The organism is Bythopirellula superficialaquae (assembly GCF_059632245.1).
Genome location: NZ_CP197426.1, coordinates 574,619 through 597,413, shown reverse-complemented (window position 1 = coordinate 597,413; position 22,795 = coordinate 574,619). Strand labels below are relative to the sequence as shown.

The following is a 22,795-nucleotide window of genomic DNA, read 5'->3' as shown; positions in this document are numbered from 1 at the left end:
TGTCTTATGAAGTGTTAATTATTTACTCAATGAATTATTGTTTTACAGTCTCGGCTGCGGGGTACTTGCTTAGATCCTTGATCATAATATTGCGAAAGGAGACTTTGTCACCATGGGAAAGAAATCCCACTCGCCCAGCTGAACGCTTGAGCCCCGGGTGTTCCTTTTGGTCGATGGTCTCACCATGAGGAGCGACATGATCAAGATTGACATCCAGAATTTTCTTGCCGTTGAGCGTAACTGTAATGTGCCTCCCCCGGCAATGAACTTCTTGCTGATTCCACTCACCTGTAGGCTTCTGAAATCCACGCAGTGCCGGAGCTATCCCATACAAGGAACCGTGATACTGATAATCCAAGAGATCCCCGTATTTTTTGGACTCATTGTCAATGATTTGCAATTCCATGCCAGCGTAGGCTGCGTCACCGTCCAGCGGGGCCCGGATCGCCAAGCCATTGTTGGCATCAGGAGCTAGCAGAAACTCAAACTTTAATTTGAAATCGCTAAATTCCTTCTTCGTTAGGAGATTTCCCACAGCACCTTCGCGGCAAATTAACATGCCGTCTGCGACTTGATACCCTTCGACAGCACCTTCCCAGCCGTCCAAAGATTTGCCGTCAAACAAAGGAACAAACTTTGCTTCCTCAGCGCAGCACAGAGTGAGCGGCAGAAAGAAGTTCAATAAAACGAAAATAACAACGATCATGGAGACTCCGCTGCTGGGCTATGTAATTTTTGGGTCGCTAGCGGAAGTTGGAGGGCAACTAACCCTCGCTCGCCGCGGCCTTCCTCGAAAATGCTCTTATTGACGTCGCGACTAATCGATCTGATGTCCGCCTGCCAATACTTTTCTTATTCTTCGCGGGTTGCGACTTATGATGGTCTTACGATACGAAACCCTACATCGTGCGCTTCATCACTGGCAAACCACCATTGGCTCTAAGGAGTATTCAGATCGCAGCTACGCGAATCATCGCCGTCGCTTGATCCGGTACCTACAAGATGCGAACCAGGTTCACCATTGATCGCGTCTCGGTTTGCCTCTTTATGATCAATGTCTCTGTCCTTGCTGTCATGTCGCGCCATGATTGTGTTCCCTTTAATCGTTCCTGGGTGAATTAGAAATCTTAAGAAATCACGAGGCAAAACACATGTCGAATTGCTTTACCATAACGAAATAATTGCGGCAGGCAGATCTGGGAGTTCCGCAGCCAGCCGGGCTACTAATTGATAAGTTTATCCAAAAAGATAAAGCAATCCATTCTTCGTCATGAGACTGTATAGCCTTTTTTCAGGTTTGCGTATTAATCATTAGATAAGAGAGTCTTATTAGCCATTTCCTGCAACGCGGTGAACCATCAGGCATGCGATCGGCGTCAATCTGCCAAAAGCACACGCCGCGGAGGCCACGCTTATTAGCCCAGTCGGTTTTGAGCTTGATGGATTCAGCATCGTAATAGCCGATAATTTCTGAATTGTCTGGTGCGATAAGCCAAGGCGTTTTGGTTTCGTCATCCCAGTTGCGCTGCCAACCGTCGGTCTGAACTAATAGATCGATCTGTTTGTAATTCGCGGACTCGCCTGAAGGCTTCTTGGCTAGAGTGGTGTCGACATAGGGTTGGGAAACGGCAAAGGCACGACCGTAAAGCGGCAATCCCAAGGCAATGCGACGGCGGGAATGCCACGCTCAAGTAGAAACTCGATAGACTTGTCCGTCGAGAGTCCTTCGCCAGACGGTGCCTTACTGGAAGCATACAGCGGCGAACGATTACCTGCGAATTTGGCCCAACTGCCGCAGTAGTCGTAGGTCATGACGTTGATCCAGTCCATGGCTTCAAGCAGAAAATCCTTCTTGAGCCATTCGAGAGTCTTTCAAAACCAACGATCTCAATGTTGGTGTCAGGATATTCCCAGTCGAGGTCGATTCCAAGATTACGGTCGCGATCGCCGTCACAACTAACCCGATGAAACTTGGCATCCATTCCAGTCGCATGCGAAGAACTCGGAGTTGGGGCGATCCTGATTGGGTATAGTTCCACGGTACACTCCAACTCGATGTCGCCCAATTCATTGAGGAATCTGTATGCAAAAAGAGTTTCTTCGCTATGAGAGAAGATTGCTTCAGTCAAATTCTCATCATCGATACTGTTTAAGCAGCCAACCTATTAGGACGCTAAATTATTTAACTCAAAGAACCTAACCACTCTTCTTGCGACAATTATCTGTAGTAGAATGCAATTCCTTTATATTGGTCGCAAAGTGACAAAGAGCTCACCATGCTAGGTTTTAGCTCTAAACTGCTGGGATACACGTTTGTCGTATTACGGATCGTAAGCAAGAAGCTGATGGATTATGCCAGTTGTCGGATAGTCGGCGACTGAGCCTAGGGACAAGGAATTTGTTCGTGGACATCTCGTTTCCCGTATTTCAGCCCGAATCGCCCGAAGCCCAGGCCATCTTCGACCTGTTCGTGGCGGTTCTCTGGATCTCGGCGGGAATCTTTATCATCGTCACAGGGCTAATCGTGATCGCCCTCATCCGAGGCCGGGCACGCGTCGATCTGCCGAAGCAGGATTTTGGTAGCCATCGCCGCGAAATTCTGTGGATGGTCGGCCCCATCATCATCGTGCTGTGGATCGGGGTCATCAGCATGAAGTTGATTCTCACGATGAATGCTTACCCCAAAGTCCATCCGCCGCACGATGCCCCAGCTGACGCGGAACTGATCGTCATTGGGCATCAATGGTGGTGGGAGGTTCGCTACAACCATTCCGGCCGCGTGGGGGCTAACGAGATTCATATCCCGGTGGGAAAGAAGATCCGTATTGAAGTCCAATCCGCCGACGTGATTCACTCTTTTTGGGTGCCGCAACTTGGACGCAAGATCGATGCGATTCCAGGACGCAACAACTTCATCTGGCTCGAAGCAAGTCGGCCGGGCGAGTATCAAGGTCGCTGTGCCGAATTCTGTGGCAACCAACACGCGTGGATGAACTTCACAGTCTATTCCCACGATCCTGAAGAATACGCTCAATGGCAGAACGACGAGAACGTCACGCTGGCATCTGTGACCGAGTCAGCCGCAGAGGCGGGCGAAAAGCTGTTTTTCTCTCAGACGTGCGTCAATTGCCATACCATCGACGGCACGGCCGCGACCATGACCATCGGCCCCAATCTCACGCATCTCGCGCGTCGCAAAGAAATCGGCGGTGGTGTGCTACAAAACTCACCAGACAATCTGCGTCGGTGGTTGAAGAATCCTCAAGCGATCAAACCGGGCTGTAAGATGCCCAATTTCAATCTCACAGACGATCAAGTCCAACAGCTGGCGGCGTATTTGGAGTCTCTCGATTGAACACGCAAGCGATTGAATCCGCTGCTGTATTAGAAACAACTCCCCCGCGCGAGAGATTGCTGCCTTGGGTTGCGTCGGTCGATCACAAACAGATCGGCATTATGTATATGCTGCTCTCGGTGGTCTTTCTCATCATCGGAGGGCTCGAAGCAACGCTGATTCGCATCCAGTTGGCGATACCGAACAACACATTTCTCTCGCCAGAAATGTTTAACCAGCTCTTTACGATGCATGGAACGACGATGGTGTTTCTGGTGGGAATGCCACTCGTGACAGGTTTCGCCAATTATTTGATTCCCCTGATGATCGGCGCCAAAGATGTCGCCTTTCCCCGGCTCAACGCCATGAGTTTTTGGATCTTGGCGTTCGGTGGGGTGCTGCTTTACTTCAGCTTTCTGACGGGATCGGCCCCGAATGCCGGCTGGTTTTCTTACGCACCGCTTTCCACAAAACCTTATAGCTCACTGCTGGGGGTGGATTATTGGATCATTGGTCTGGCGGTGATGGGCGTTGGCTCGATTGCCGGGGCGATCAACCTCATCACCACGATCCTCTGCCTGCGTGCGCCGGGAATGAGTTTGCAACGTGTTCCACTCTATGTGTGGATCATGCTCATGCAGTCGCTGTTGGTGGTGCTCGCGATTCCACCGCTTAACTCGGCGCTGGCATTACTGTACATCGATCGCTCGTTGGGCGCAGCGTTTTTTGAACCGGCACGCGGGGGCAATGCCGTGCTCTGGCAGCACTTCTTTTGGTTGTTTGGTCATCCCGAAGTTTATGTCTTCGCTCTGCCGTCGTTCGCGGTCATTTCGGAAGTGATACCCGTGTTCTCGCGCAAACCGATTTACGGTTATGCGTTTGTCGCCGGTTCGAGCGTGGCCATTGTACTTTTGAGCTACGGCGTGTGGGCCCATCACATGTTCGCCGTAGGATTGGGGCCGGCAGCTGAAATTTTCTTCGCGGCGATGACGCTGTTAATCGCAATTCCCACAGGCATCAAAATCTTCAACTGGACGGCCACGATGTGGGGTGGCTCGATTCGCCTGACGACGGCGATGTTGTTTGCCATCGCTTTTCTGATTCAGTTTGTGATCGGTGGCTTAACAGGCGTCATGTTTGCTTCCGTGCCGGTCGATTGGCAGTTGACCGACACCTACTTCGTCGTCGCTCATTTTCACTATGTCCTCATTAGCTGTATCGTGTTCGCTTTTTTCGCGGCGGTTTATTATTGGTTCCCCAAAATGACCGGCCGCATGCTCAGCGAACGATTGGGCAAACTGCAATTCTGGCTGTGGTTGATTGGTTTCAACGGTACGTTTTTCGTGCAGCATCTGCTCGGATTAATGGGCATGCCGCGCCGCGTTTATACCTATGCTGATCTTCCCGGCTGGGGGCTGCTTAACGCTGTCTCCTCTGCATCAGTCGTGTTTATGATCGCGGGAACACTCGTGCTTTTGTGGAATATCATTCGCAGTTTGCAGCACGGCCCCACGGCGGGCAATAATCCGTGGAACGCTTACACGCTGGAATGGGCCACCACATCTCCACCACCTCCAGAAGACTTTTCGACAGTTCCAGAAATCAAAAGTCGGCGGCCGTTGTGGGATCTCGAGAACCCAGAACTCGCCGACTGGAAATTTTCCTCGACACCTGAAGATTCACTTTCCCGCCCCACCAAAGCCAAAACCTTTGCTTGGCTGTTTGTTGTTTCTGAAGCGATCTTCTTCGTTTTACTGTTGGCAAGTTATGTGATCTTCAACTCGCAAGCAGATCAACAGGGACCCACCGCGGCAACAGCACTAAACGTGCCAAGAACCGCGGCCTTCACTGTGTTTCTGCTCGCCAGCAGTGCAACCTTTTGGCTTGCCGAGCAAGGACTGCGGGCGGGCAGCAGGATACGTTTCCTCGCTTCGCTTGGACTCACGATTATCCTTGGTGTCATCTTCCTTGCGGGGCAGGCGATTGAATACAAAGGCTTGCTAGCCAATAACATCACCATCGACCGCAATTTGTTTGCCTCAACATTTTTCACGGTCACCAGTTTTCACGCTCTGCACGTGTTTGGTGGACTGGTGGCCTTGAGCATCTTTTGGATCTTTGGGCAAAAGAAGATTCTCACACCACGATGGCATGCGCCAGTGCAAGCCGTCGGCATCTACTGGCACTTTGTCGACGTGGTGTGGGTCGTTGTTTTCTCGATCATTTATTTAGGAGTTCTATAGTCATGCTCAGTGCCGAACTATGGAATCTGAATTCCCCCGTCTGGGTTGTCGCCGCCGTGATGATCATTAATTACACGCTGCTATTTCGGCCAATCAACGCAAAACGCATGCTCGCGATCTTGTCGGCGATTGCGTTGATCGTGCTGGTGTTTGTCTCGCCGGTCGGAGTGTTGGCTGACGGCTATCTGTTCAGCGCCCACATGGTGCAGCATTTGGTTTTGCTGCTGCTCGTGCCGTTATTAATCCTCATAAGCCTTCCCTCGGAGCAGTTTCAGCGGTTGCGAACTTCTGGCGTACTTCGCGGCAACGCCACTCCGATCATCGGTTGGATTTGCGGCATCGGAGCGATGTGGCTGTGGCATATCCCCAGCCTCTGCAGCGCGGCTACCGAAAGTACGGGCATCGGGTTACTAAGAGACGCCTCTCTGGTGGTTGCCGGCTTGGCGTTTTGGTGGCCAGTTTTCGCTCCGGTGAAAGAGCAGCGACTCGACCCCTTAGCGGGAATTGTTTACTTGTTCTCCGCATGCCTCGGCTGCACGCTGCTGGGAGTGTACATCACGTTTACCAACATCAGTGTTTGCCCTGCCTTCGCAAATCCGACCGATCGCATCAATATCGTCGGTCACCTGTATGACTTGGGCCTCACTCCCACGGTCGATCAACATTTGGGCGGGTTATTGATGTGGGTGCCTCCCTGTATGCTTTATCTGAGTGTGATTTTGGTCCTCTTGTCTCGATGGTATTCAACGATGGATGATCGCCTCTCGCTGCTGCCTCAACGATCAGTACAAGCAGGATCGCAACTATGACGGAAATCGATTCGACAATCGTTGATTGCTCGGCTCTTGAAGACGAAGCCGTCGTGAGACCCACCTATGCTCCCGCTGCGTTGGCGATGGGTATCACTATGACAGCTTGGGGATTGTTGACTCACTGGAGCATGTCGGTGTTAGGGGCCGCTTTGGCAATAGCTGCACTAGGAGCATGGATCAGCGACATCATGCACTCGCAGGAGAGCAACAGATGACTGACTGCAACGCTCCAAACCCGACGCCTCATGAGGATCATCGGCGCACGTTCTTTGCTCGTCTGACGTTATTTCTCTCGGGATTGATTGGGTTGGCGATCGCGGTGCCCGGCTTGTCATTTATTCTTGCCCCCGTGTTTGGAAAGAAGCCTCGCAAATGGCGGGCTGTCGGCAAACTGGAATCCTTCAAACTCGGCGAGACCGTCCTCGTTGAATTTGAAGATCCGTCGCCCGAGCCCTGGGCCGGTGTCACCGCGCGAACGGGTGCGTGGTTACGCCGTGTTTCAGACAATGAGTTCATCGCTTTTTCCATCAATTGCCGGCATCTTGGTTGTCCCGTCCGGTGGATTGCCGATGCCAAGTTATTTATGTGTCCCTGTCACGGCGGGGTTTATTACGAAGATGGAACCGTGGCGGGCGGCCCTCCACCGAAACCTTTGCACCGCTATTCGGTGCGTGTGCGTGGCGAGCAGGTGGAAATTGAAACCGGCCCCGTGCCACTTACGACAACACCCGTATAAATTTGTGACCGTCTCAAACAATCGCAACCATCGCCTCGACCTAACAACATGTTCGCTAAGAAACTGAAAAACATTTGGCGCTGGTTTGACGATCGCGCGGGATTCTCGGATTACGTCGTCCCGCTCCTTACGCACGTTGTCCCGCGGGATGCCCGTTGGTGGTATGTTTTTGGCAGCGCGACGCTCACAGCGTTTATCGTGCAAGTGCTCACCGGCATTTGCCTGGCCATGTCTTATGTCCCGGGCGGTGACGAGGCTTACGAGAGTTTGAAATACATCACCGAACAAGCGCCGTTCGGAAGTCTGCTACGGGGCATGCACTACTACGGCGCGTCGGCGATGATCATGCTTGCGGTAATTCACCTCGTGCAAGTTTATTTGCACGCAACGTATAAGTATCCACGCGAATTGAACTGGATGAGCGGCGTCGTGCTGCTTTTTGTCGTGCTAGGAATGGGCTTCACTGGCCAGCTCTTGCGATGGGATGCCAATGGTGTTTGGTCGGTTGTCGTTGGCGCTGAAATGGCGGGTCGCGCACCGATTGTTGGACCGCAGATTGCGCACTTTATTTTGGGTGGCGATACCGTCGGCGGTTCAACGCTGAGCCGATTCTTCGTCATGCACGTCTTTATCGTGCCGGGTGTGATTTTCGCCGGCATTGCTTTGCATCTGTTATTACTGCTGCGGCATGGCGTCTCGGAAATGCCAAACCCCGAACAACCCGTCGATCCGGCAACCTACAAACAGGATTACGAAGAACGACTCAGCCGCACCGGTGTCTCCTTTTGGCCCCATGCGATTTGGAGGGACGCGGTCTTCTCGGCATTTGTCGTTGCCATCATTGTCGGGTGTGCGCTGGTGATTGGCCCCCCTGCCCTCACGAGTCCTCCCGACCCTAGCAGCATCCAAGCCAACCCCATGCCCGATTGGTATTTCTGGTGGTACTTCGCAACGCTCTCGCTGCTTCCACCTGGCTTGGAAACTTGGGTGATTCTTGGCTTGCCGGTAGTAGCATTCCTAACGTTGTTCTGCTTGCCACTCATTTCCAATAAAGGGGATCGCGCACCGAGCAAACGTCCCTGGGCTTTGGGTGTTGTGATTGCCGCCTTCACAGCCTTTGTCGTGCTGACGATCTACGCCTATTACGAACCCTGGTCGCCCGATTTTGGTGTTCCACCTCTGCCAGCAAAGATCGTTGGAGCGGAAAGCGGCCCGATCGCCGAAGGGGCCGCTCTGCTCCACTACAAAGGATGCCTCTACTGTCACAATATTGACGGCTACGGCGGGCATCGCGGCCCAGAGTTATCAAACATCGGTCGATTGCTCACCCGCGACGACTTGATCATCCGCATCAACAACGGCGGCTACAACATGCCGGCGTTCGCCGGGACGATCACATCGGCAGAACTGGATTTGATCGTTGGTTTTCTGGAAACGCGGCGCGGGTCTTAGTTTTTCTGTTTTCCCTCGGCAATGAAAACTTGCTTGCGCGGAAACTTCTCGAACAGGCTCGCCGGTTGGCTGAAATTCGTCGCGAGAATGTCTGAAGGATTTCCAGCAATCCACTGCGAGAGGTCGATGGCCGCGTACACACCGGTGTTCAAGCCGATCAGGATGCGACATGTTTTGTCGCCGATATTTTCAATTGAATGCCCGAAGCCTTGTGGGATGTAACCAACATCACCTTGGTCGAGAGTTTCCGTGCGAAAACGGCCGTGTGAGCCAAACATGGTGACGCTGATTTGCCCTTCGATCACGTAATGCCATTCATCGGCCGTAGGATGCCAATGCAATTCGCGCATCGCACCCGGTTCAAGTTCGAGAACTACGCCCGTGATGGTGGTTGAAATTTCAAATCGCGAGGAATCGACGCGCCATTCGCGTCCACCGGCAAAGGTTCTGAACGGCGGCTGCTTGAGCAATTCGTACTTGTGCGTTTGTGGCGGAGGCTGCCACCCTTGCAGCGGCGTGACTGGTTCTTCAGCGGGAACTTTACCGCTCGCAAAATAAACTTCTTCGGTCGGAAAACTCTCGAACGACGACGCAGGCAATCCAAAATTCTTGGCCAACAACTCACGCGGGGCATGGCCCAACCAGTCGGTAATGCTGAACGTGCCAAATTCAGAAAAGTAGCCATTGTCAAAAATCAAAATAAAACGGCACGGCTCGTTGCCCAAGCATTCCAGCACATGGCCATAGCCGCGGGGGAAATACCAGACGTCGCCGGGATCGAAGTCGTTCGTTTCGGCAAAGCCATGGGGATCGATCACCGTCGTTCGCACGCGTCCCGAAAGAACAAAGGCCCATTCCGCGGCAGTGGCGTGCCAATGCAACTCACGCATCGCGCCCGGCTCGATCTGCATCGAAACACCTGCAATCCCTTTGGAGATTGGCAACTGCTCGACGGTTGCTTCCTTGCCATAGCTGTTGCCGATGACTTTTCCCACCGACTTTTCGAGCGCGAACTTGAAAGTGGGAAGTTCTTTACCAGACAACAAGGGATCAGGGACGTTATTCATATTGCCAAGCCAATATCAGCATAAAGTTTCGTAGGATAAACAAGCATCTGCCATCTTTTCGACCACAGACACCACTCAACTGCACTTGTCACTATATTAATGACGCCTGTGCAATTTCTGTATATGTTCGTCAATTTTTCTCGGCACAACCGTCATAGACCGACAATCCGACGGCTGAAGCGGATCATGAATTTTCGGTGAATCGTCGATTTTTCTGGCGATTATGCATCCCCCTCTCTTGGACAACCTAGATTTCTTGGTTAGCAGGATTCAGTGCAAACCTGCGAGAAAACTCTGCACTTGTTGTTCTTCGGCTGGGTCGTGAGGCGGATGACCCTAGTAAGAACATCCATTAGCAACCAAGAAACTCCATGCCTCACGACCCCCAATTGCTCAACATCACCTGGATGTTGCTGTGCGCCGCCCTCGTTATGCTCATGCAGGGTGGATTCTGCTTTTTGGAAAGCGGCATGTCCCGCGCCAAGAACAGTATTAATGTCGCCATCAAAAACTTGGTCGACTTCTGCGTGGCATCGGCCGTCTTCTGGATCTTTGGCTTCGGACTCATGTTTGGAGCCACAAAAGATGGTTGGATCGGCACAGACTTATTCTTCTTTGATGAGACGGCTAGCCCTTGGATGCTGGCCTTCTTCTTATTCCAAATGGTTTTCTGCGGCACGGCCACGACGATTATTTCCGGTGCCGTCGCCGAGCGCATGCGTTTTCGTGCTTATTTGGTGGTCAGCTTCTTTGTCTCCGGTTTGATTTATCCCATCTTCGGCCACTGGGCGTGGAATGGTGCGCTTGATGGCCAAGCCACGGGCTGGCTCAATAGCCGAGGGTTTATCGATTTCGCGGGCTCGACAGTTGTGCATTCGATTGGGGGTTGGGTATCGCTTGCCGCGGTCTTGATTATTGGGCCGCGGATTGGCCGCTTCGATCCGCAGGCGCCCAAGATTCAAGGACACAACCTGCCGATGGCCACGCTGGGCGTGTTCCTGCTGTGGTTCGGGTGGTTCGGCTTTAACGGCGGCAGCACGCTGGCGATCACCGATTCGATTCCGCTGATTCTTGTGAACACCAACATTGCCGCGGCATTCGGCGCGATGGCGGCGTTAGTCTTAGCTTGGGCCATTGAACGAAAACCAGACGTGGGTCACGTGCTCAATGGCACGGTCGCTGGTTTGGTTGCGATTACCGCTTCGTGCCACATCATGTCGCCCTTGTCGGCAGCAATGATCGGCGCCATCGGTGGTTTGATATGTAGCGGACTCACCTATTTGCTGCCGAAACTCAAAATCGACGACGTGATCGGAGCATTTCCGGTTCATGCCGGGGCCGGGGTTTGGGGCACATTGGCTGTAGCCCTGTTTGCCGACACAGCAAAATTCGGCACCGGGCTCCGTCGCTGGGACCAATTCACGATTCAACTCGAAGGCGTGTCGGCCTGCTTCTTATGGGCCTTCGGCGGCAGCTTTATCGTGATGTACCTCGGTCGCAAGTTGTTCAACCTCCGCGTTTGTGAAAAAGATGAACGCATCGGCCTCAACATTTCCGAGCATGGTGCAAGCACGGAGCTGTTGGAATTGCTTTCCGAAATGCATCGCCATCGCGTCGACGGCAATTTCTCGCAAGAGGTTTATGTCGAGCCACACACCGAAGTTGGCCAGATCGCCGCGGAATACAATCTCGTGCTCGACAAAGTTCGTGGAGAAATCGAAAACCGTGAACATGCCGAAGCCAAATGGCGAAGCATCTTTGAAAACGCCGTGGAAGGGATTTTTCAAACAACCCCTGAAGGGCATTATCTATCGGTCAATCCCGCGCTGGCACGGATTTATGGCTATGAAACGACGGAAGAGTTGCAAGCGTCGATCTCCGACATAGCCAATCAATTGTACATAGATCCCCTGCGTCGCCGACAGTTTGCCGAATTACTCGAACAGAACGACGTTATTACCGACTTCGAGTCACAGATCCGTCGCCGCGACGGCAAGGTCATTTGGATTTCAGAAAACGCTCGTGCTCAACGTGATGCCGCGGGGAAGTTGCAGTATTACGAAGGAACAGTCGAAGACATCACGGAGCGCAAGCGATCCGAACGACTCATTCGCGAAAAGGAACAAGCCGAAGCAGCCTGCCGTGCGAAAAGCCAGTTTCTCGCCAACATGAGTCACGAAATTCGGACGCCGCTCAATGGTGTGATCGGCATGCTTGATTTGCTGTTTACGACTTCGCTGTCGGAGCAGCAGCGGCGCTATTCCGAGCTAGCAAAATCGTCGGCTGATGCCCTACTCAGCATCATTAATGATGTGCTCGATTTCTCGAAAATTGAAGCCGGTAAGTTGGAACTCGAACAGATCGATTTCGATTTGCACGAAGTGCTTGAATCGATTCCCGATATGTTCGCCCATCGCGCCAGCGATAAGGGCTTGGAACTCCACAGTCACCTGGGGCACCAAATTCCTCGTTTCGTGAAGGGCGATCCCGAACGATTGCGCCAAGTGTTGGTGAACCTGACGGCCAATGCACTGAAATTCACCGAGCATGGCGAAGTATCGATCATCACTGAGCTGGCAAGCGAGAACGACGACCAGCATAGTCATGTCCGTTTTCAGGTGCGTGACACTGGAATTGGCATGAACGATGTTCAGCGCAAACGGCTGTTCAACTCCTTCACTCAAGCCGATATATCGACAACTCGTAAGTATGGCGGCACGGGATTAGGGCTGGCCATTTGCAAAGAATTGGTTGAGCTGATGGGTGGCCAAATCGGCGTCGAATCTCAGCAAGGAGTGGGATCGACCTTCTGGTTTACCATTCCCCTCTCCAGCGCCGACGTCACCGCTGAGAATCCTGATATGCCCGCCCTGCTTGCCGGGCTGCGGACGTTAGCGGTCGACGACAACGATACAAATCTCCAAATCTTGGAAGAGTACCTGGGACGTTGGGGCATGCTACCAACCGTGGCCCGTTCGGCGCAAGAGGGACTCGCCAAACTGGCTGACGCGGCCAGACAAGGGCGGCCCTATCAGGTCGTGCTGCTCGACCAGCTGATGCCGCAAATGGACGGCCTGGAACTTGCCTCCGCGATTCGCGGCGACAATTCACTGGGCGAACCTCGCTTGATCATGCTCACTTCGCTCGACAAAGACATGTCGGCTAGCGAGCTTCAGAAGCTCAACCTCACCTGCCTGCAAAAACCGGTGCGTCAATCGCGTTTGCTCGATGCGGTCATGCTCGCCTTGGGTGCAACCGAAGTGGAACAATCGGCAACGCATGCTCCTCTGATCGAGCAAGAAGATTGCTCTCAAGGTAAGAATCTCCGCGTGCTGGTGGTCGACGACAACGATGTCAACAAATTGGTTGCCAGCGAGATTCTGCATTCCGTGGGATATACAACCGCACTCGCCAATAATGGTCGTGAAGCTGTCGAAGCCGTTCGGCAAGGCGAGTTCGACGCCGTGCTGATGGATTGCGAAATGCCGGAAATGGATGGCTTCGAGGCGACTCGCCGCATCCGCGAGGCGGAATCAAAGGGTGAGCTTGCCCATCTACGCCGCCACCCTTTGCCAATCATCGCTCTCACGGCCCAGGCCGTGAATGGCGACCGCCAACGCTGCTTGCGCACCGGGATGACCGATTACGTGACCAAGCCTGTCGACCGCCGCGAACTGCTCGCGGCGCTGCGTCGCTGCTTGGAAATTGAAGAAGTATTTATCACCGCAGAAACGGTGTTCGAGCACTCAGCGGCACCTGTTTCAAAAACATTAGGCCTCGATCAGCCGACGCTGGAACCGGAGTTGCTCTTGGAACGCTGTGGCGGATCGGCCACCGCCGTCACGCGAATTCTCAAAATGTTTCAAGAACGATCCGCGGAACACTATCGATTGCTGCAGTCCACTTTGGAATCCAACGATATGGCATCGCTCGGCTTGAGTGCTCATGCGCTCAAGGGAGCGGCAGCCAACGTCACGGCCAACCATATTTATAGTCTGGCCTCGGCCGTCGAACAGGCGGCCAAGGTCAACGATCGCACGCAATGCCACGATTTGCTCTCGCGGATGACAAGCGTTTTCGATGCTTGCCAAATCGAGATCGTCCGTTTGCTAGCCGCCGATACCGTAATCGTACCGATCACCAAGGATGCGAAGTATGAAAGTCTTGATTGTCGACGATGATGATATCAGCCTGGAATTGCTCCGCACGGCGCTAGAGTCGGCTGGCTACGAAGTCGAATCGGCTTCGAACGGTCGTCAAGCACTCCTGGCGCTGGGACGGGGCGATATCCAACTCGTCATCACCGATTGGGAAATGCCCGAGATGGACGGCTTGGCCCTCTGCCAAGCGATTCGTCGCCGGGCTTCCTTTGGCTACGTTTATATCATTCTGCTCACCAGCCACAGCAGTTCACGCGAAATCGTCGTAGGTATGACCGCAGGCGCAGACGACTTCATTATCAAACCGTTCAACCAAGCGGAATTGATGGCACGGCTGCGCGCCGGGATTCGCGTGCTCTCGCTCGAAACACGCGAGATGGTCATCTTCGCGATGGCCAAGCTCGCAGAATCGCGCGACCGTGAAACAGGCTGCCATCTGGAGCGCGTGCAACATTACTCCCGTCGATTGGCCGAAGGTTTGGCCAAGATGCCGCAATTCTCGCGCGAGATCGATGCCGATTTCATCCGCTTGATCTTTCAAACCAGCCCGCTGCATGATGTCGGCAAAGTGAGCATTCCTGATAGCGTGCTGCTCAAACCGGGTCGACTGACAGCCGAAGAGTTTGAAATCATGAAAACACACACCCAGGTTGGTGCCGACACCTTGGAAACGGCACTCGCCAAGTATCCGCAAGCTCGCTTCCTGCAAGTCGCTCGCGACATTGCCTTGTCGCATCACGAACGCTGGGACGGAGCGGGCTATCCCCACGGGCTGAGCGGAACCGACATCCCGCTCGTGGCACGCATCGTTGCGGTGGCGGACGTGTACGACGCCCTCACTTCCCGGCGGGTTTATAAAGATGCATACTCCCACGAAACGGCGCGGGACATCATTGTCGAGGACATCGAAAAGCACTTTGATCCTTACGTGGTGACGGCCTTCTTGGGTGCCGAGCAGGATTTCATCCAAATTCACAAGCGATTTGCCGACCACCAGCTCACCGACGTGGAGTTGGACCTGGAACTGACATACGCCTCGTAACTTTTGGCTAGAAATCGCTGAAAAAACCACTTTCGCAGCGGCCTCAAGCGGCAATTATACTAAAGATTTGGCAGCTGTAATTTGCGGATCTTTAACTTCGGCGTCGTATGAAACTCAACCCTCTGACTTGGTTCGATAAAACAATCAACGGTGGCGATCAGCGCGGACCGCACATGACGTTCGCTACGAGCACCGTGGGCCGCACGATCTCGCGGACCAAGTTGTTTCTGCGCAAGCAAATCTGGCTTTGGCCGATCATCGCGGTTGTTGTCTTGTCTGTTGTTGGCTTCGCGGTGCGGAGTGCCATCGAAAGCACCATGCGAGCCAACCTGGAATCGCAGCTCGACACGGTTCTCAACCTGCAAACCGCCATGCTCGAGACCTGGTTCAACGTCCAGGAATCGAACGTCGAATCGTCTGCCAACAATATTCAAGTCCGCGAACTCGCCTATCAGCTTCTGGAGCTCGGAATCCCGACTGAAGATCATGGCGTGGAAACTCGGAACGAACTTCAGACAAAGCTTGGCAAAATCCTCGCACCGGCCATGACGGCGCATGACTACGATGGCTTTATGTTGATCAACAAAAACCAGAAGGTGATCGCTGCCAATCAAGCTGAGCTTGTTGATCGCGAAGTTCCTGCCGCATATCAATCATTCATTTCCAAAGCTTTCGCCGGTGAGTCCAGTTTATCCCCTCCTTTTCCCAGCTTGATTCCCCTGAAGGACAAGCACGGAATTGTCCGCACCGGAGTACCCACCATGTTTGCCGTCGCCCCACTGCGCGACGATAGTTTTCAAGTCGTGGGAGTTTTGGCGTTCCGTATCCCACCTGAAAAAGAATTTGCCCGGATTCTCGACCTGGGCCAGTTTGGCGAATCGGGAGAAACCTATGCCTTCGACCGTGAAAGCAGAATGGTCTCGAATAGTCGATTCGAGGAAAGCCTGATTTTGAACGGGTTGATTCCCGATATCGAAGGCTCTCGCTCTCTGCTGCAACTTTTGATCCGGGACCCTGGTGGCGACGTCACCAAAGGCCATCGACCGAAGGTGCGAAGGCATGAACTGCCGCTCACATTCGCGGCCGAAGAAGCAATCGCAGGCAGGCCTGGAATCAATGTCGATGGTTATCGCGGTTATCGAGGCGTCAAGAAAATTGGTGCTTGGACTTGGCTGCCCGATGCCGAAATTGGCTTGGCTACGGAAATCAATACCGACGAAGCCTACCGCCCGCTGATGATCCTGCGCTGGACGTTCTGGGGATTGTTCGCCCTGTTGGCTTTGAGTGCCTTGGCCATCTTTATCTTCACACTGATTGTCGCTCGCCTGCGCCGGGAAGCTCAAAAGGCGGCCATCGAAGCGCAGCAAATCGGTCAGTACACGCTCGAACAGAAACTTGGCTCGGGTGGGATGGGCGTCGTCTACAAAGGCCAGCACGCGATGCTCCGCCGACCTACGGCCATCAAAATGCTCGACGTCGACAAAGTCAACGAAGCCTCGATGGAACGCTTCGAACGCGAAGTCCAGATCACCAGCCAACTCAACAACCCGCACACCGTGGCGATCTACGACTACGGCCGCACGCCCGAGGGGGTGTTCTACTATGCGATGGAATACCTCGACGGCATCGACCTGCAATCGTTGGTCGAGCGTTACGGACCGCAACCGGCTTCGCGGGTGATTCACATCCTTACTCAGGTTTGCAGCTCGCTGTACGAAGCCCATTCGCTGGGTCTGGTGCATCGCGACATCAAGCCGGCCAACATCATGCTCAATCGCAGGGGCGGCGAACCCGACGTGGTGAAGGTGCTCGACTTCGGATTGGTTAAGGCGCTCGACGACGGGAAGCAACAGTCGATGACGCAGCAAAGCGCGCTCACGGGGACGCCGCTCTACATGTCGCCCGAGGCGATTCAAATGCCGAACACGGTCGATGCCCGCAGCGATTTGTACGCCGTGGGGGCCGTGGGATATTTCTTGCTGACCGGCGGGCCTGTCTTCGATGCGGAAAACGTGATGGATTTGTGCCGCAAGCACGTCGACACACCGCCGATTCCGCCGTCGGAGCGGACACGGCTGGAAGTCCCCGCCGCGCTGGAAAATGCAATTCTTTCTTGCCTCGAAAAATCTCGCGCGAAACGTCCCCAAACGGCCCGCGATCTGGCGCAAATGATCTCGCATTGCGTGGAAGCCACTGCTTGGTCGGTGGAAGAATCCGACGCCTGGTGGGGCCGGCACGAGCGTGGTTTGATCAACGCCCCCAGCCAAGGTGCCCCCACCTCGACGCGCGGGCACGACGTGACGATCGATCTGAGCCAGAGCTTCTAGTGTGAACCTAGGTAGTCTGCAAGTTATCATTCTTGTGCAAATGTTTGGATTTCTCATTTCAAGACGGTCAACTTTTCCAACTTGGTCAACTTGGCAGGGTCTATTCGCGATTTCAGGATTGAGAAAAATTTGAAACCACGAATAGGACGAATGTTTTTTGGGGGGTGGCCAGGAATGGGGTTGCAGTGAACAAGCCAAGAGCGAAGAGTCCAGAACCAAGAGCCAGACTGCATGGCACTGGACTCTTAGCTCTTAGCTCTTGACCAATGGAAACTAGATTCTTCGAGTCGCAGAACTCCTATCAGAATGACTACTACGTCTACGACTTAGTCTGTATTTTACCCCACCAAGTGGCCAAATTTAGGAGCTAATGTTGCAGACCCGGCGATCATCTCAAACACTCAATCTCAACTTTAAAAATAAAAAAAAGCGATTCGTTGCCACAGGTTATGCGACAACGTACCGCTTCGGTTTCAGGAAGAACTTTCTTTGACTAGGACTTCTTAAGTTCCTTCATCAAGTCTTTCGCTTCGGCGAGGTGATCTTCAGCCGTCTGCTTCGCTTCTTGAATTACTTCCTTCAAATCGCCCGATGCCGAGCGCTCGGCCGCGGTCAGTTCGGCGATCATACCAATCTGCGCGCCGATTTGTTGGGCCACGTAAGCCTCGGCTAGCTTATTGCTATCCTTACCTTCCATTTCTTCCTTGATCATGGAGAGGCACTTTTCGGCTGCACGGCGCTGAATGGTGAACAGCTTGCGATCGACGGGATCCTGGCCATAAGCAGCATTGCGAACACGTTGATTGCTAGAATCGTTGTCGCTATCGTCCGAAAGACTTACCGACGCAGCATGGGGAGCAAACTCTTCAAGCTTCGAAACCATCTTGTCGTGCGCCTTCACCATCTTTTTGGCGAAATCTTCGACATTGTCCTCATCGATTTTGTCCTTGGCAAATTTGCTCAGCTCCTGTTCTTTCAAACTCGCGAGGATCAGGCACGACGCGATATGACTTTCCAAACGCGCATCCTCTGCGGACGAACTTTCGTTGCCTTGCGCTGCCGAAGTAGCGGCTTGATAGGACGACTGCTGTGCCATGGCAACAGGTAGAGCCATCGTTGCCATGACCAATAAGGCCAAAAGATTTCTGTTCATTTTCATAACTCAACTCCTTCATCAACTAAAAGATAGCGACTTATGGCCAAGGCCATAACGCCCCCGAAGCGATTTCGGGGGACTTGCATGCTGGCAGTGCTCCTCAACGTCGAGAGCACAATCACACCCCACGGGTAGGTAGGAATCGATGGGGGCGTGTATTTGGGAACTGTCGTCATGCAAAACCGATGCCACTCTCATCTTTTGTTGAGGTTTTTACATTAATACTTCCATGAGAAACTTTATTGCGGCTAGATATTGACGCTGCCTATCTCTGTCCTCTACCAATTTTATTGGTTAATTGTTTCTGGTTGTTTTTCTAAAAATATTTTTGTTTATCTTTGTTCTCCGATTACTATTGGGTCGGCACCGGTGGTTGGCTTCCAAGCGCTCTGGCAACGATATTATCGGCGTGGCTGTCGAGCGCGCAATTATTTCGCACAAGATATAATGAGGTGTGATGAAAAGCCTATTTTATCACACTAAGTGGCCAAATTTAGGCGCTACGATGAGTCGAGACCTTCGGCCAAAATTGCAGTCAGCAATTGTCTATAATAACGCCATTAGGATCATGTCTGTAAAGAAACGTTTATTTCACCATGTCAGACACCAATATTACTTATTCAACCACTGCGGATGACATAGATACGTCGATGCTCAGTGGTTTTTTTGGAGGATGGCCAAGCCCGCCATCCCCGGAAACACACCTTCGGATTCTCCGCAGTAGCAGTCACGTCGTGATTGCCTTGGATGAGCAGCGTGTCGTTGGCTTCATCAACGCGATCAGCGATGGCTTCTTTGCGGCAGCAATTCCACTTCTGGAAGTTCTTCCCGAATATCGCGGTCGCGGCATCGGTCGCCAACTCGTCCAGCGGATGCTCGATCAATTGGTTGATTTCTACAGCATCGACCTCTCATGCGATCCAACCGTTCAGGAGTTTTACGAAAAGTCAGGTTTGCGCCGCGGCACTGGAATGATGCGACGGAATTACGAGCGACAGGCGACCGGGGCGAGTTAGCAAGAAGATAGTTTGGCCACCGATCGGCACGGATGAAACACGGATAAGAATTCAATTTATTCCGTGAACATCCGTGTTTCGTCCGTGGCTAATTCTGCTTTTTCTTTTCCTTCAATCACATATACTGGCGCCTAAAACAGTACTGAGCTTTGTTTTCTAGGCCAAATCATGGAAATGCGCGCAGCCACGAGCGACGATGCTGACTTGATCTATGAAATCAAGCACCAAACCTATGCGGAGTACTCAGTTCTCGCTTATGGAAGTTGGGATGAATCTTTCCAGCGAGGCTACACTCACCAGAATCTTCTATACACGAATATCATAATCGTCGATTCAACTCCCGTTGGATGGATAGCCTGTAAAGAGGACGACGAAAAGTTGGAGATTCTTGATCTTCATATTTTGCCTTCCTACCAAAGAAATTTATTGGGAACAGAAGTTCTTTCAGAAATACTCAGTAGCGCAGACCGCCTGCAGAAGGACGTTGAATTAGGTGTTCTAAAAATCAATCCCTCCAGAGCACTTTATGAGAGACTCGGATTCCATACTACGAGTGAAACCGCGACTCATATTCTGATGATAAGAAAACCTAACAAGCCGCTAATTTTTTAGTAATGCTTCGGCCACGGATTGGCACGGATGAAACACGGATTACAGAACAGATATCTTCCGTGAAATTCTGTGTTTCATCCGTGGCTCAATTCTGTCTGCTATCTCCGTTCTCAATGATGAAACCCCGTCCCTTCCCCTGCCGTGAGCGATTGGCTCACCGGATGCTTTTCCAAGTGCGTGAGCGCACTCTTGAGGTCTTGCACCAACAGTTCCGCTAGATCGCGAGTTAGGCCGCGGCGGACTAGGACGCGTTGTACGACCCTCTCTTGCAGTTCGGACGGCAGCGAGTACGCCGGGACTTGCCAGCCGCGCACTCGCAGGCGATCTGCGACGTCGTAGAGATTGAAACCAGCGTAGGTGCCGGGCTTCATCACCCAACAGACCGCGGGGATGCCCGACTGCATGTCGCCACCATAAAGTAACTCAAACGGGCCGAGTTGTTTGATTTCGTTGGCGATGTAATGGGCTGTCTCGTAGCAAGCGGTTTGGATTTGTTGGTACCCGGCCCTGCCGAGGCGCAAGAAGTTGTAGTACTGGCAAATGACTTGCCCGCCGGGTCGCGAGAAATTCAGCGCGAAGTCGCGCATGTTGCCGCCCAGATAGTTGACCCAGAAGACAAGCTCCTCGGGCAGGTCTGTTTCTTCCCGCCACAGCACCCAGCCGACACCCAACGGGGCCAAACCAAACTTGTGCCCCGAGCTGTTGATCGATTTCACGCGAGCAATACGAAAATCCCACACGAGATCGGGCGCACAAAACGGGGCGAGAAACCCGCCGCTGGCCGCGTCGACGTGAATGTGGATGTCGATCCCTTTGTCCTTGTGAAGTTTGTCGAGTGCCTCGGCCACGGCCTGGACCGGTTCGTATTGGCAGACGAACGTGACGCCCAGCGTGGGGACAACACCGATGGTGTTTTCGTCGCAGCGCTTTAAAACTTCGTCCGGGGACATGATCAACCGACCTTGTTGCATCGGAATCTCGCGAAGTTCGATATTCCAATAGCGGGCGAATTTATGCCAACAGACTTGCACGGGACCGGTGATCAGGTTGGGTTTGTCGGTCGGTTTGCCGGCCGCGCGTTGCTTGGCCTCCCAGCGATGCTTCATCGCCATGCCACCCAGCATCGCGGCTTCGCTCGAACCGGTCGTGGAGCAGCCGATCGTGTTGGCTTCGTCGGGAGAGTTCCACAGATCGGCGAGCATGTGAACGCAACGGGCTTCGATCTCGGCCGTCTGCGGATACTCGTCCTTATCGATCATGTTTTTGTCCAGACACTCGTTCATGAGCTTGTGGACTTCGGGCTCGACCCAAGTTTGGCAGAACGTGGCAAGATTCTGCCGCGAATTGCCGTCGAGCAGCAGTTCATCATGAATCAAGGAATAGACCTGATCCGGCTGATGCTCGTCCGCGGGAAACGTGTATTTGGGGACGCTGACGGATAGATCGGTCGGCATCGTGAGTTGGCGGTTCTGGGAACTCTCGACCGAATGGCGGGCATGCAGGGCCATGAATAAAAACCTCCTGGCGCGGAATGAGTTGGCTTGTATCTTGCCGCAGATGGAAGGATGAGGCAAGGCACGGCGCAGGAGGATACGACGACAAAACGAGCCAATAATGAAGACACTGCTGGGCGAGCCAGCAGTGGCACCCAAGATGTTACCGGTTGCGGCGCAGGAGAATGGGCAGGCCAATTAGGAGCAGCAAAGCGGTTGTGGGTTCGGGGACAGAGGGATCGCGGGCTCCGAACAAGTAGAGGCCGTCGCTACCGCTGACGGTCAGGTAGAGGTTGCCCTTGACTGAGGCCGCCGAGGTGATTGCATCAATATCAATGGAGGCGAGTTCGGGGAAAAGATCGTAAAGCGGAACAACACGATTTTCAAAGCCTGGAACGATGCCAGGGAAGAAACCGAAGAGTTCGTCTGGATTGGGACCGAAATCGTTGATCTGGCCCACTAAAAAATTACTTTGAGAAACTTGAGTATAAGTTTGTCCAGCCGGCAAAGGAGTGCCATTTGCATCGGTAAGGCCATACCCATTCCCACCAAGGATCACCTGCCCACTGTCGCCATCGCTAATGTTCACACCATTCCCATCGGCACGATCTCTGATCGATCCCGGAAAGACAAAGCCCGAGGTATACAAGAATGATGCGAAGCTGCCATCGGGATTCCATAAAGCAGGTGACGTCCCTATCGTATCTGGTTCACTGGCGACACCCAGTATATAGCCTTTAGGGGTTACGCCGTTGAGGCTCTCAACAATCGAGTCCTGAAACAAACCGTCAGGGGTTTCCAGATACCCATCGAACGAGCCATCTGACAGAAATATTGCGCCATACGCATCAAACATGCGTAGCTGAGAATCCACTCCGTAGGTCAAAGCTTGTCCAAATGTGACAACGGGAGTGAGCGTCTGACCGAATTGAAACAAGGTTGATTCGGAATTTCCAAAGGGGCCGCAATTGGCCACAAAGTACAACTCTCCATCCGTGGCTTTCACCACAGGCGTCGTAGGTACGAGACTCGCCGGAGTTGGTACGACTTCGGTGAACGTTTTGGTACCCAACGAGTCCACTGTCCAGATACCGTTGCTGACGTTGAGATAGGCCGTGCCGTCGATGACTTCGAGGCCGGAGTTTATATTGGTTTGCGAAGTGATCTGCGTGAGACCCAACGGTGGGAGGGCGAACGCGGTGCTAGATGTCGAGGCGAGAATGAAGCAGCATGTCAGAAGAACAATGCGGTGCAGTAACATGCATCGAATCATGAGCTTGGCCCCCGGAATCCGTTGATGAAAAGAATTAGGTTCGTTCACCCCATGATAGCGGGGATTGTTAAG

The 22,795-nt window shown here is 53.1% G+C and carries 16 protein-coding genes and 1 pseudogene; 11 read left to right on the top strand and 6 right to left on the bottom strand.

Translation table 11 applies throughout. From position 1 onward, the window contains the following. Nucleotides 1-34 precede the first annotated feature (34 nt). Both SH678x_RS02625 and SH678x_RS02620 read right to left on the bottom strand, forming a co-directional pair. Nucleotides 35-706 carry a 3-keto-disaccharide hydrolase gene (locus SH678x_RS02625; RefSeq protein WP_496921333.1) on the bottom strand — a complete coding sequence of 224 codons (672 nt, stop codon included), beginning with the start codon at nt 704-706 and terminating at the stop codon, nt 35-37. Between the two features lie 585 nt (nt 707-1,291). Next, nucleotides 1,292-1,812: pseudogene (locus SH678x_RS02620) on the bottom strand (glycosyl hydrolase family 18 protein). A gap of 592 nt (nt 1,813-2,404) precedes the next feature. On the opposite strand from SH678x_RS02620, the gene coxB reads away from it, so the two are divergent. The 6 genes from coxB to SH678x_RS02590 are packed head-to-tail and all read left to right on the top strand — an operon-like array spanning nt 2,405 to nt 8,577. Beyond that, on the top strand, nt 2,405-3,355 hold the full coding sequence (gene coxB, locus SH678x_RS02615) for a cytochrome c oxidase subunit II (protein WP_496921332.1): 951 nt from the start codon (nt 2,405-2,407) through the stop codon (nt 3,353-3,355). Beyond that, nucleotides 3,352-5,577, top strand: a complete 2,226-nt coding sequence (gene ctaD, locus SH678x_RS02610; protein WP_496921331.1) for a cytochrome c oxidase subunit I — start codon at nt 3,352-3,354, stop codon at nt 5,575-5,577. Before coxB ends, ctaD begins: the two co-directional genes overlap by 4 nt. A 2-nt stretch (nt 5,578-5,579) precedes the next feature. Then, nucleotides 5,580-6,386, top strand: coding sequence for a cytochrome c oxidase assembly protein (locus SH678x_RS02605; RefSeq protein ID WP_496921330.1), 807 nt, complete (start codon nt 5,580-5,582; stop codon nt 6,384-6,386). After that, the gene (locus SH678x_RS02600) at nt 6,383-6,604 is read left to right on the top strand and encodes a hypothetical protein (RefSeq protein WP_496921329.1); all 222 of its coding nucleotides are present in this window, start codon (nt 6,383-6,385) and stop codon (nt 6,602-6,604) included. Before SH678x_RS02605 ends, SH678x_RS02600 begins: the two co-directional genes overlap by 4 nt. After that, complete coding sequence (locus SH678x_RS02595; RefSeq protein ID WP_496921328.1) at nt 6,601-7,125, top strand: QcrA and Rieske domain-containing protein; 525 nt, start codon at nt 6,601-6,603, stop codon at nt 7,123-7,125. Before SH678x_RS02600 ends, SH678x_RS02595 begins: the two co-directional genes overlap by 4 nt. A 48-nt stretch (nt 7,126-7,173) precedes the next feature. After that, nucleotides 7,174-8,577 (top strand): cytochrome b N-terminal domain-containing protein, encoded by a 1,404-nt coding sequence (locus SH678x_RS02590; protein WP_496921327.1) that lies wholly within the window; start codon nt 7,174-7,176, stop codon nt 8,575-8,577. Here the strand turns inward: SH678x_RS02590 and SH678x_RS02585 are convergent. Then, a complete protein-coding gene (locus SH678x_RS02585) occupies nt 8,574-9,644 on the bottom strand; it encodes a cupin domain-containing protein (RefSeq protein ID WP_496921326.1) in 1,071 nt (356 codons plus the stop codon). The two genes, SH678x_RS02590 and SH678x_RS02585, sit on opposite strands and share 4 nt — an antisense overlap. A 371-nt stretch (nt 9,645-10,015) precedes the next feature. On the opposite strand from SH678x_RS02585, the gene amt reads away from it, so the two are divergent. The 3 genes from amt (at nt 10,016) to SH678x_RS02570 (ending at nt 17,173) form a co-directional block, all read left to right on the top strand. Next, nucleotides 10,016-13,825, top strand: a complete 3,810-nt coding sequence (amt, locus tag SH678x_RS02580) for an ammonium transporter (RefSeq protein WP_496921325.1) — start codon at nt 10,016-10,018, stop codon at nt 13,823-13,825. Continuing rightward, nucleotides 13,800-14,846: a response regulator gene (locus SH678x_RS02575; RefSeq protein WP_496921324.1), complete on the top strand. Its 1,047-nt coding sequence runs from the start codon at nt 13,800-13,802 to the stop codon at nt 14,844-14,846. The genes amt and SH678x_RS02575 overlap by 26 nt, the downstream gene beginning before the upstream one ends. 107 nt (nt 14,847-14,953) lie before the next feature. Further along, nucleotides 14,954-17,173 (top strand): serine/threonine protein kinase, encoded by a 2,220-nt coding sequence (locus SH678x_RS02570; protein WP_496921323.1) that lies wholly within the window; start codon nt 14,954-14,956, stop codon nt 17,171-17,173. A 493-nt stretch (nt 17,174-17,666) separates the two neighbouring features. Here the strand turns inward: SH678x_RS02570 and SH678x_RS02565 are convergent, their stop codons facing one another. Further along, on the bottom strand, nt 17,667-18,332 hold the full coding sequence (locus SH678x_RS02565) for a DUF4142 domain-containing protein (RefSeq protein ID WP_496921322.1): 666 nt from the start codon (nt 18,330-18,332) through the stop codon (nt 17,667-17,669). Nucleotides 18,333-18,925: 593 nt separating this feature from the next. Here SH678x_RS02565 and SH678x_RS02560 point away from each other — a divergent pair. Continuing rightward, nucleotides 18,926-19,345 (top strand): GNAT family N-acetyltransferase, encoded by a 420-nt coding sequence (locus SH678x_RS02560; RefSeq protein WP_496921321.1) that lies wholly within the window; start codon nt 18,926-18,928, stop codon nt 19,343-19,345. Between the two features lie 168 nt (nt 19,346-19,513). After that, on the top strand, nt 19,514-19,957 hold the full coding sequence (locus SH678x_RS02555; RefSeq protein ID WP_496921320.1) for a GNAT family N-acetyltransferase: 444 nt from the start codon (nt 19,514-19,516) through the stop codon (nt 19,955-19,957). Nucleotides 19,958-20,067: 110 nt separating this feature from the next. On the opposite strand, the gene gad is transcribed toward SH678x_RS02555, so the two are convergent. Together gad and SH678x_RS02545 are read right to left on the bottom strand one after the other, a co-directional pair. Next, entirely contained in the window at nt 20,068-21,465 is a 1,398-nt protein-coding gene (gad, locus tag SH678x_RS02550) for a glutamate decarboxylase (RefSeq protein ID WP_496921319.1), read from the bottom strand. Between the two features lie 148 nt (nt 21,466-21,613). After that, a complete protein-coding gene (locus SH678x_RS02545; RefSeq protein ID WP_496921318.1) occupies nt 21,614-22,711 on the bottom strand; it encodes a PEP-CTERM sorting domain-containing protein in 1,098 nt (365 codons plus the stop codon). Nucleotides 22,712-22,795: the final 84 nt, after the last annotated feature.

What these genes read in the sequence shown, in the direction of transcription:
- SH678x_RS02625 (WP_496921333.1), bottom strand. Translation starts at nt 706, where the DNA reads ATGATCGTTGTTATTTTCGTTTTATTGAACTTCTTTCTGCCGCTCACT.
- SH678x_RS02605 (WP_496921330.1), top strand. Translation starts at nt 5,580, where the DNA reads ATGCTCAGTGCCGAACTATGGAATCTGAATTCCCCCGTCTGGGTTGTC.
- SH678x_RS02600 (WP_496921329.1), top strand. Translation starts at nt 6,383, where the DNA reads ATGACGGAAATCGATTCGACAATCGTTGATTGCTCGGCTCTTGAAGAC.
- SH678x_RS02595 (WP_496921328.1), top strand. Translation starts at nt 6,601, where the DNA reads ATGACTGACTGCAACGCTCCAAACCCGACGCCTCATGAGGATCATCGG.
- SH678x_RS02590 (WP_496921327.1), top strand. Translation starts at nt 7,174, where the DNA reads ATGTTCGCTAAGAAACTGAAAAACATTTGGCGCTGGTTTGACGATCGC.
- SH678x_RS02585 (WP_496921326.1), bottom strand. Translation starts at nt 9,644, where the DNA reads ATGAATAACGTCCCTGATCCCTTGTTGTCTGGTAAAGAACTTCCCACT.
- amt (WP_496921325.1), top strand. Translation starts at nt 10,016, where the DNA reads ATGCCTCACGACCCCCAATTGCTCAACATCACCTGGATGTTGCTGTGC.
- SH678x_RS02575 (WP_496921324.1), top strand. Translation starts at nt 13,800, where the DNA reads ATGAAAGTCTTGATTGTCGACGATGATGATATCAGCCTGGAATTGCTC.
- SH678x_RS02570 (WP_496921323.1), top strand. Translation starts at nt 14,954, where the DNA reads ATGAAACTCAACCCTCTGACTTGGTTCGATAAAACAATCAACGGTGGC.
- SH678x_RS02565 (WP_496921322.1), bottom strand. Translation starts at nt 18,332, where the DNA reads ATGAAAATGAACAGAAATCTTTTGGCCTTATTGGTCATGGCAACGATG.
- SH678x_RS02560 (WP_496921321.1), top strand. Translation starts at nt 18,926, where the DNA reads ATGTCAGACACCAATATTACTTATTCAACCACTGCGGATGACATAGAT.
- SH678x_RS02555 (WP_496921320.1), top strand. Translation starts at nt 19,514, where the DNA reads ATGGAAATGCGCGCAGCCACGAGCGACGATGCTGACTTGATCTATGAA.
- gad (WP_496921319.1), bottom strand. Translation starts at nt 21,465, where the DNA reads ATGGCCCTGCATGCCCGCCATTCGGTCGAGAGTTCCCAGAACCGCCAA.
- SH678x_RS02545 (WP_496921318.1), bottom strand. Translation starts at nt 22,711, where the DNA reads ATGTTACTGCACCGCATTGTTCTTCTGACATGCTGCTTCATTCTCGCC.